The 9,654-nt window shown below is 29.2% G+C and carries 9 protein-coding genes; 1 reads left to right on the top strand and 8 read right to left on the bottom strand.

Translation table 11 applies throughout. The features are described 5' to 3' along the window. Positions 1-12: 12 nt before the first annotated feature. Together LPB302_RS07760 and LPB302_RS07755 are read right to left on the bottom strand one after the other, a co-directional pair. Positions 13-147: a hypothetical protein gene (locus LPB302_RS07760; RefSeq protein WP_255164328.1), complete on the bottom strand. Its 135-nt coding sequence runs from the start codon at positions 145-147 to the stop codon at positions 13-15. 224 nt (positions 148-371) lie between these two features. Further along, entirely contained in the window at positions 372-2,081 is a 1,710-nt protein-coding gene (locus LPB302_RS07755; protein WP_053974093.1) for a tetratricopeptide repeat protein, read from the bottom strand. Positions 2,082-2,392: 311 nt separating this feature from the next. Between LPB302_RS07755 and LPB302_RS07750 the strand changes: the two genes are divergently transcribed. Next, on the top strand, positions 2,393-3,376 hold the full coding sequence (locus LPB302_RS07750; RefSeq protein ID WP_053974094.1) for a PorP/SprF family type IX secretion system membrane protein: 984 nt from the start codon (positions 2,393-2,395) through the stop codon (positions 3,374-3,376). Here the strand turns inward: LPB302_RS07750 and murI are convergent. The 6 genes from murI to porG all read right to left on the bottom strand — a co-directional run bounded on the left by murI (position 3,373) and on the right by porG (position 9,640). Then, positions 3,373-4,167: a glutamate racemase gene (gene murI / locus LPB302_RS07745; RefSeq protein WP_053974095.1), complete on the bottom strand. Its 795-nt coding sequence runs from the start codon at positions 4,165-4,167 to the stop codon at positions 3,373-3,375. The two genes, LPB302_RS07750 and murI, sit on opposite strands and share 4 nt — an antisense overlap. A 66-nt stretch (positions 4,168-4,233) precedes the next feature. Further along, positions 4,234-4,740: an OmpH/Skp family outer membrane protein gene (locus LPB302_RS07740; protein ID WP_053974096.1), complete on the bottom strand. Its 507-nt coding sequence runs from the start codon at positions 4,738-4,740 to the stop codon at positions 4,234-4,236. Between the two features lie 38 nt (positions 4,741-4,778). Then, positions 4,779-5,609 (bottom strand): OmpH/Skp family outer membrane protein, encoded by an 831-nt coding sequence (locus LPB302_RS07735; protein ID WP_053974097.1) that lies wholly within the window; start codon positions 5,607-5,609, stop codon positions 4,779-4,781. A 65-nt stretch (positions 5,610-5,674) separates the two neighbouring features. After that, the gene (gene bamA, locus LPB302_RS07730; RefSeq protein WP_053974098.1) at positions 5,675-8,245 is read right to left on the bottom strand and encodes an outer membrane protein assembly factor BamA; all 2,571 of its coding nucleotides are present in this window, start codon (positions 8,243-8,245) and stop codon (positions 5,675-5,677) included. Continuing rightward, the gene (gene uppS / locus LPB302_RS07725) at positions 8,214-8,957 is read right to left on the bottom strand and encodes an undecaprenyl pyrophosphate synthase (RefSeq protein ID WP_053975319.1); all 744 of its coding nucleotides are present in this window, start codon (positions 8,955-8,957) and stop codon (positions 8,214-8,216) included. Before uppS ends, bamA begins: the two co-directional genes overlap by 32 nt. A gap of 5 nt (positions 8,958-8,962) precedes the next feature. Beyond that, positions 8,963-9,640, bottom strand: coding sequence for a type IX secretion system protein PorG (gene porG / locus LPB302_RS07720; RefSeq protein ID WP_053974099.1), 678 nt, complete (start codon positions 9,638-9,640; stop codon positions 8,963-8,965). Between the last annotated feature and the right edge of the window lie 14 nt (positions 9,641-9,654).

The raw sequence follows: 9,654 nt of genomic DNA, 5'->3' as shown, positions 1-9,654 counted from the left end.
TCTAAAGATTAATTATTGTTTTTGAGGATTGATTTTTTCTAAAATTTTCTTTAAAGCAGAAGTTTGGTTTTCACGATTTATTAAAAATTCGTTTAACATTTTCTCTTCTGTATCTTTGTATTCACTTTTTTCTTTGGTTTTTTTCATACTATAAATTACAGTTTGATATAGCTTACCAAGCGGATTTTTTGCTAAGTAAATTCAAAAAAAGTGTTGATAAAGAAAGAAGAAGGTTACATCGAATGTACAAACATAAAATAGGTATTACATTTGTAATACAAATGTTGATAAATGATTGTTGTTTAATAAGTTAAGATACTTGTTATGCCATCTTAAATTGAAGTGTATTAGAAGAGAAAAACACACTTTTTCTAGATGTTTTCTAAAAATGAGACTAAATTTTCTGAAGTATTATTAAGGCCTAACTTTTTTCTTAAACGGGTTCTTGCCACATTTAAACTATTTGGTGATTGACGAGTTAGGGTACAAATTTCTTTAGAAGTCATATTTAACTTCAAAAACGCACAAATCTTCTTTTCGTTTATGGTTAAGTTTGGAAACTTTTGATTTAATCTTTCGTAAAAATCATTATAAACTTGATTAAATCTAACTTCAAATTCATCCCAAACATCATTGTCTTTTGCTGTTTGTAAATCCATAATAATCTTTTGAATCTGCTGTTGATTTTCTCTTTTCATCAGCTTTTTAAGATCAATTAATCTTTTAGAAATCTCACCAATTAATTCGTTATTTTTAATTAAGTACATTACATTAGTAGTTAGTTCTTTGCTTCTAGATTCTAATTCTAATTCTAAAGTTTGTTTTCTAAGAGAAAGTTCTTTGTTTTGTAAATCTACTTTTGTTTTTTCTAAAGCTTGGTTTCTAGATTTTGCTTTTAATAATAAATACAATACAACAATTACAATAATTACTAAGACTAAAATAATACCAACAATCAAAAACATATGTTGTTTTTTCTGTTGTTGTATTTTTGCTTTTTCTTTTTCCTTATCAAAGTTAAATTTCATCTCTAGCTCAGTAATTTTACGAGCTGTTTCGCTGTTGGTTAAACTGTCGTTTAAAATTAGATAATTACTTTGATACTGATAAGCTTCTTTAAATTTTTCATTAGCTGCAGATAAGCTACTTAGTTCAAATAAAATTCTAGCTTCAGCTATGGTTGATTTTGCTTTCTCACATTCCTTTAAACCCAAAAGTAAGTTAGTTTTAGAAAGATCACTTTTATTTAAATTATGATACAATGTGCCTAAATGTAAGTAAGATTTGCACTTTCCATATGTGTTATTCTCTTCAATTCTAATTCTTAATGCTTGTTTTAAATAAACCTCTGAAAGGCTGTATTCTTCCATTTTAGAATATAACAAACCAGTATTAGAATATAATGATGCTAAATTTTGATTATCATTAGCTTCATTACTGTAAGTTAATCCTTTTGTAAAGTACTCTAAGGCTTCATTAAATTTAGACTGATTATCATAAATGATTCCTATATTGTTGTAAATAATTCCTTTATATTTTGATTTATTTTCGGTAGTTATTTTAGTAGGATTTTTATCTATTAAGTCTAAAATTTTAGTATAATTAAATAGAGCTTTATCAAATTTCGATTGCTGAAAATAAATTAGACTAATATTATTTAAGGTTCTAACAATACCAACAACATTGTTAGTTGTTTCATGAATTTTTAACGCTTTTAGTTGATAGCTCATAGAGATATCTAACTGCCCTTTTTTAAGAAAGTTATTTGCAATATTCAGATTAACTGCAGCTACTAGTGAATCATTTTTTGAGGTGGTTGCAAACTCTAATACTTTACTATAATATATAGTAGAAGAATCTAAATTTTTATTGGCATAAAACGCTCCAATTTGCATTAATACAGCATTTCTTTCCTCATCAATAGAAGTTTGAGAATATACTGTTTGTAAACTGTCTATATTCTGAGAATAGCCACAATTATAAAAGAAAAATGACAATAGAACACCTACAATTTGTATATGATGACTGAAGTTTGTGGTATTTATTTTTAAATTAGAAAAAAGGGCTTTAAGGAAAATCAACGTATTTTTTTAATTTTGGCAAAAGTAATAAAAAGTTAATTTTACACTGTTAGAAAAAACCTAAATGCACCATATTATTTTTGGGTTTTAGGAATTCAAAATCTGTTAGTTATAAATTTTATAGTAAAGATTTTACAATCATGTTTTATGAGTTGGGCTTAATAAATTAAAGTATTTTAATCATTCTTTAAATATTTTACAATAAAAGCAGTTAGATAGTGTTTTATATTGTGTTAAACTTTTAAAGGAAAAGAAATTATTCTTATTAAATTGAATATATTTGAAATTCAAAAAAATTAATCTAGCTTTTAATGAAGTTACTCTCTTTTAGGATTCTCTTTTTAGTAGCATTTATTTTCTCATTAAAAGGGAATGCTCAAGAAACATTACCTATTTATCAAGATTATTTATCTGATAATGTGTATTTGGTGCATCCTTCTGCTGCAGGTATTGGAAACTCTAGTAAATTACGTTTAACTGCAAGACAACAATGGGCAGGTATACCTAATGCACCTTCATTACAAACATTAAGTTTTCATACAAAATTTGGGGAGTATTCTAATGCTGGTTATGGTTTAGTGTTATTTAATGATAAAAATGGTTTCCATTCGCAAAAAGGGGTACAGGCTACTTACGCCTATCACTTACCAATGAGTAATGGTAAATTGTTTAATCAACTTTCATTTGGTTTGTCGTTTACGTTTGTGCAGAATCAATCTGATCAAACTACATTTACAGGAGATGCAGCTGTTGCAGCAATTGTAGAAAGCACTAGTTATTATAATGCAGATTTTGGTGTAGCTTATCATTATGGAGGGTTTTCATCTTATTTTACGGTTAAAAACTTATTGTTAACGGCTAAGAATAATTTAAATGTTCAAGAACCTTTAGATTTAAGAAACTATATTTTTTCTGCTGGTTATTATTTTGGTGAAGATTTATTTGTTCAGTTTGAGCCTTCTGTTATGTTACAATTTAGAGAAGGTACAGGTCAGAGAATTGCTGATTTTAATATTAAAGCCTACAAGAATTTTTCTAAAACTCAATTTTGGGCAGCACTTTCTTACAGAAGAGGTTTTGACGCGAATGCTATAGAAAATGCTCAGTTTTTATCACCTATTGTTGGTATAAACTATCAGAATTTCTTATTCTCATATACATACACGAATCAAATGAACGAAACTGTATTAACGAATACTGGTTTTCATCAAATTTCTGTAGGTATAAATTTATGGACTAGAGAGCCTAGAGCTGCTGCATGTCCTAACATAAATGCTGCTTTTGGCGGGTTTTAAAAATCGAGCTCAGTTATTATTTTCTTAGAATCAGAAGAGGTAAGTATTCTTTCTAAAACACTTTTATTTTTATTGATATAGAACTCATGTTCTCCTTTGTTTGAACTTTCATTCAATAAATAATGTTTCTTTAAAATAGCTTTGGTTTGTTTTGCAACTGCCTGTCCAGAATCTATAATTTGTAGATTATCACCAGTTATTTTTTGAATAGCAGGAATTAGATAAGGGTAATGTGTGCATCCTAAAACTAAACAATCTATATTTTCGTTTAATAACGGTTTAATATAAGAAGACAAGAGCTCTTCCATTTCTATAGAATCTATCTTGCCATTTTCTATTAGTTCAACTAGGCCAGTTCCAATAGTTTCTTTTACAATAATTTGTTGATCTATAGTTCTAGATGTCTTTTCAAATAAAGAGCTGTTTAAGGTGCCTTTTGTAGCTAGTATTCCAATTCTCTTTGTTTTTGTTTTAAGTGCAGCAGGCTTTATTGCTGGCTCTATACCAATAAATGGTATAGGGTAATTTGTTCTTAAATAATCTATAGCATTCGTTGTTGCAGTATTGCATGCAACCACAATTAATTTACAGTTTTTTTTGAGTAATAGTTCTGTGTTTTTTACTGCTAAATCAACAATTGTATTTTTGCTTTTATTACCATAAGGCGCGTTTTTACTATCTGATAAATAGATTGTATTCTCATTAGGTAAAAGAGTAGTTACTTCTTTCCAAATAGAGGTACCTCCAATACCAGAGTCAAAAAAACCTATAGGATTATGATTCGCTTTCATACTATTGTAAAAATAAAAAAACCTACTTTAAAAGTAGGTTTTTTAATAATTTAATAAAGTAGTTTTTTAGAAACCTAATTTCGCTTTTACAGCTGCATATAAGTCTTCACCCTTTTTAACTAAAAGTCCTTTACCCATAGATGCATCAAATACATAAGAAATACCTTTTGAAGCAGCAACGTCTTCGATTGCTTTTTGAGCTTTCTCAATAATTGGTTTTAAACCATCTGCTTGTTTTTGTTGCATGTCTTGATATGCAGTTTGTCTTAACTGCTCATATCTTTGGTTTTCTTGCTGTACTTCTTTTGCTCTAATTTCGTTTATTTCTTTAGTCTGTGTATTTTGCTCTTGGGTGTATTTTTTCATCTTAGCATCCAATTTCTTAGCCATACCTTCAACCTCATCTTGATAAGTTTTACCTAACTTTTCAATATCTAATTTTAATTTTTTTGTTGCAGGCATTTCAGCTACTAATTTTTCAAAGTCTATGTGACCCATCTTTTGTGCATTTGCAACACCACCAAATCCTAATGTAAATACAGCAATTAATAGTAACGATTTAAAATTTTTCATTCTTGTTTTAATTTAATTATTATTCTTGTCTCTTGTTATTAATTATCTTCTTTGTTCTTTTCTTTCTCTTTCTCTTTTTCTTTTTTCTCTTCTTCTTTCTTTTTTCTAGCTTCTTCCTTTTTTTGTCTTAAGAGTTTTCTTTTTTCTTCTCTTTGTTTCATTAAAGCTTTTCTTTTGTCTGCTATCTCTTTTTTCTTAGCTTCTTGATCTGCTATTTTTTTAGCAACAGCTTCAATTTTTTTGTTTTGTAACTCTTCTTTTTGCTCAATTTTTTCTTGTTGAACCTTGGTTACTTCTTTTTTAGGAGCAGCTTTTTTCTTATTTCTTTCTTCCTTTTTCTGCTCTTGTAATCTTGTTCTATCTATGGTAGATAAAACAAGTTCGCTAATATCGTATTTTTTATTCGAATATAGCATTACTAAATCACTAGATTTTTCAAAAACAAAATCGTAGTTTTTTCTTTTAGCAATACTCTGTACAGCATTATAAACTTGGTCTTGTATTGGCTTTACCAATTGCTTTCTAACCAAAAACAAATCTCCATTTGGCCCAAAATAAAGCGATTCTAATCTTCTTAATTCTACTTGTTTAATTGAAATTTCTTCTTCTTTTTCTTCAATTAAATCTTTGGTTAAAATTGCTTTTTCATTGGCTAAATCAGACTTCAATACTTCTATATGTCTTGCTTGATCATCTAACTTCTTTCTCCATTTGGCAACTTTCGCATCTAACGTATTTTGCGCTTGTATGTATTCTGGAACATTTTCTAGAATGTATTCCATATCCATATAAGCAATAATTTGATTTCTTTGCGACCAGATTGAGGTGACACTAAATAAAAGAACGACTAATAAAAATATTTTTTTCATTTGTATAATGTATTTAGAAAAAACCGTGCCAAAAAAACTTTCGACATTACAAATGTAGTGTTTTCTTAGAATTGTCTTCCAATGATAAAATGCGTTTGCCAGCCAGATTTCTCTATTTGACCAGGTAATGGATCAAATCCATGTGCAAAGTCTATACCTAATAGACCAAATGCTGGCATAAAGATTCTAATACCTAGTCCTGCTGAACGTTTTAATTCAAACGGATTAAATGATTGAAAATTGTCGTAAGAATTACCAGCTTCCAAAAATCCTAAAGTATAAATAGAGGCAGATGGTGCATCTGTTATAGAATATCTTAATTCTAATTGAAACTTATTGTAAATAGAACCTCCTTCTGCTGGAGATAGTTGGTTGTTTTCATAACCTCTTAAACCAACAACTTCTCTACCATCTAATTGAAAAACAGCAATTCCATCTCCACCAACAAAGTATCGTTCAAAAGGAGATAAACCTACCTCAGAATTATAGTAACCTAAGTATCCCATTTCTGCATTGGTCATTAATACCAATTTATCTGTAAAAGCTGTATACCACTTGCCTTTAGCACTAAGTTTATAGTATTCTAACCATTTGTATTTTTCTGCAATTTGTGCATTGGTTTCTTCTTGACTTAATCCTGAATCAATAGAGTAATCTTTATTGTTTACTAATGAGTAAGGGAAAGTTGCTTTTACACCAAATGAAAATTCAGATCCATAAGTAGGGAAAATTAAACTTGGCCCTGCAGAGTTTCTAGAAATAGTTGCACTATAAGAAAGGTTGTTTAAAGTACCATTATTTAAAATATTAGCACCCACTCTAAATCCATAGTTATCTAAGTTAAAACTCTGGTAGCTAATAGTTTGAGATAGTTGAAAATAATCATCTGGCCATTTTAAACGTTGTCCTAAACCTATAGAGGCTCCAATAATTCCTAAACTACGATCTCTATCAACTTGAAAAGTTTGAGGATCTAATTGGAATTGATTTGATGAATATATAGAAAATGATAAAGATTTTGGTTTTCTACCTCCTAACCAAGGTTCTGTAAATGAAAAACTGTAGGTGTTAAAAGTTCTACTAGATTGTAAACGTAAAGATAAACTTTGACCATCACCCATTGGTAAAGGTGTATATGCTTCTTTTTTGAAGATGTTTTTTATAGAGAAATTATTAAAAGATAAACCTAAAGTTCCTATAAAAGAACCACCTCCATAACCACCTTGTAATTCAATCTGGCTACCACCTTTTTCTACAACATTAAAGTTAATATCTGCAGTTTTATTGGTGTAATCTGGAACAACATCTGGAGTTACATTTTGATCAAAGAAACCTAATTGCCCAATTTCACGAATAGAACGTATAATGTTACTTCTACTAAATAAATCTCCTGGCTTTACTCTTAGTTCTCTAAAAATAACATGATCATTTGTTTTATCATTTCCAGAAACTGTAACCTTTCTAATACGTGCTTTTTCATCTTCACGAATTCTAATTTCTACTGTAATAGAATCATTTTCTACTTTAGTTTCTACTGCATTTACTTGCGAGAAAAGAAAACCACTATCTTGATAAAGGGTAGATAAATCTTCTGATGTAGGTGAGCCATCACCTTTTACTCTTTCTTTTAAAACAGCTCCATTGTATACATCACCTTTGTCGATTCTTAATACTTTCATCAACTCATCATCTGTATATTCTTTATTACCAACAAAAATTATTTCTGAAAATCTGTATTGTTTACCTTCTTCTAATTCGATATTAATATCTATTGTATTGTCTTTATTCCAAGAGATATCTTCGCTTAAAATTCTAGCATCTCTATAACCTAGTCTGCTATATTTATCTAATATACTTTCTAAATCTTCTTGATACTCATCTTCAATATATTTTGACCCTTTCCAGAAACGTCCCAAAAATTTCTCTTTGGTATTGCTCATGGCTTTTTTTAATTTTTTGTCTGATAAAGCTTCGTTTCCAGTAAAATTAATATCCTTAATCTTAATTTTAGAGCCTTTATCTATAAAAACATTCATGTTTACTACATTAATGTCTGAAGAGTCTTTTCTTGTGTCTAAGGTAACTTTGGTTTTTAAGAAACCTTTGTCTGTATATTTTTTAGTGAAATAATTTTTAGTGGTTACAACTAAGTTGTCTGTAACCATGGCACCTTCTTTTAACTCTGCCTCTTTTAATAATTCTTTTGCTTTAGATTTTTTAATACCAACTATAGAGACTTCATTAAGCATTGGTAGTTCTTGCACATCAAACTGCAGGTAAACTGTATTACCATCTAATCTTGCCAAATAAACATCTACATTGCTAAACTGCTTACTTTCGTATAATTTTTTAATTGCACTTGTAAGCTTGTCTCCTGGTAATTTAATGGTTTGTCCGTTTCTTAAACCTGTAAATACTTTTACAGTTTCTTCGCTAAATTTTACAAGGCCAGTAACAGAAATACCTCCTAAAATATATTCTTTGCCTTTTTCGAAGGCAGTGTTATTATTAGCTATAGAATCGTTTTGTGTTTGTGCATTTGCACTAAAACCAAAAAATAGTGCAAATAGCACTAATGCAACAGAAAATAATTTTGTGTAAAATTTACTCTGTAATTTGTTCGCTTGTCTTTCCAAATCGTCTTTCTCTGTTCTGATATTCTATGATGGCATCATAGAAATGTTCTTGTCTAAAATCTGGCCAAAGTACATCTGTAAAATATAGTTCAGCATATGCCATTTGCCATAATAAGAAATTACTAATGCGTTGTTCTCCACTAGTTCTTATCATTAAATCAACATCGGGCAAATTAAATGTATATAAATGATTATTTATAGTATTTTCATCTATTTTTTCTAAATTAAGTTCTTTATTAACAACTTTTTTAGATATGTTTTTGATTGCATTAACAATTTCTTCTCTAGAGCCATAGCTGAGTGCGAAGGTTAATACAATATCTGTATTATTTCTGGTTTCAAAAATAACATCTTTTAATACTTTTTGTGCTTTGCTTGGTAAATTATCTATAGAGCCAATAGAGTTAACTTTAACTCCTTGTTTCATAAATTCTGGTAGTTCTTTTTTTAATGAATTTATTAATAAACTCATTAATGCATCTACTTCTAATTTAGGTCGGTTCCAGTTTTCTGTAGAAAAAGCATAAAGGGTTATGGCTTCTACATTTACTTGAGAGGCTGCTTTAACAGATTCTCTAACAGCAGTTAAAGCATTTCTATGGCCAAAGATTCTATTCATTCCTTTACCTTTTGCCCAACGTCCATTACCATCCATAATAATGGCTACGTGTTTTGGTGTTTTCAGTAAATCAATGCGTAGTTTTTTATCCATACTTTTTACAATCCTTTTGTATAACAAGCGGGTCTCCCAAAGGTATAAGTTAAAGAAATCCCTGTAAACATATACCAATCGCTGTTATTATCTCCAATATCAAATCTAGGTACGTTTGATGAGGTATAATCGATATCATCATCAAAGGTGTATCTAAATTTTGCTTCTACAGCAAATGCAAAATCACCAACTAATTTAGATTTAAAACCAACTCCAAAAGGAACTGCAAAACCATTTTTAGAATCAAAAATAAATTCTTGTGGTCTTGGTTCAGATACTACATATTGGTAATTAAAACCAGCTAATTCTAATAAGATGTATGGTGTCCAAGTTTTGTCTGGAGATGATAAATCATACTCGTAAAAATTGTATTCTAAACCAACTGCAATTTCATGTATGGTATTAGTGAAACTTAACCCCCTGTCTCTTTTAAAATCTGTATCTGCATCTAAATCATCTGCTTCAATAGGCAAATAACTATAGGTTGCTCTTAATGCTATTTTAGGATTCCAATTGTATTTAAAAAAAGCGGCTCCTGCAATTTTGTTGGGGTAAATGTAGTTGGTTCTTCCAATGTCTCCAACATAGTTAGAACCACCTATAAATACTCCTGCTTCATACACCTGACTTACTAAAACATGAGATAGGCTTACAAAAACGATTAATAATATACTTTTTTTCATCCGTAAAAATAGCG

The organism is Polaribacter dokdonensis (assembly GCF_024362345.1).
In the GTDB taxonomy this organism is placed as follows: Bacteria; Bacteroidota; Bacteroidia; order Flavobacteriales; family Flavobacteriaceae; genus Polaribacter; species Polaribacter dokdonensis.
This window is presented reverse-complemented; position numbering and strand designations above follow the sequence as displayed.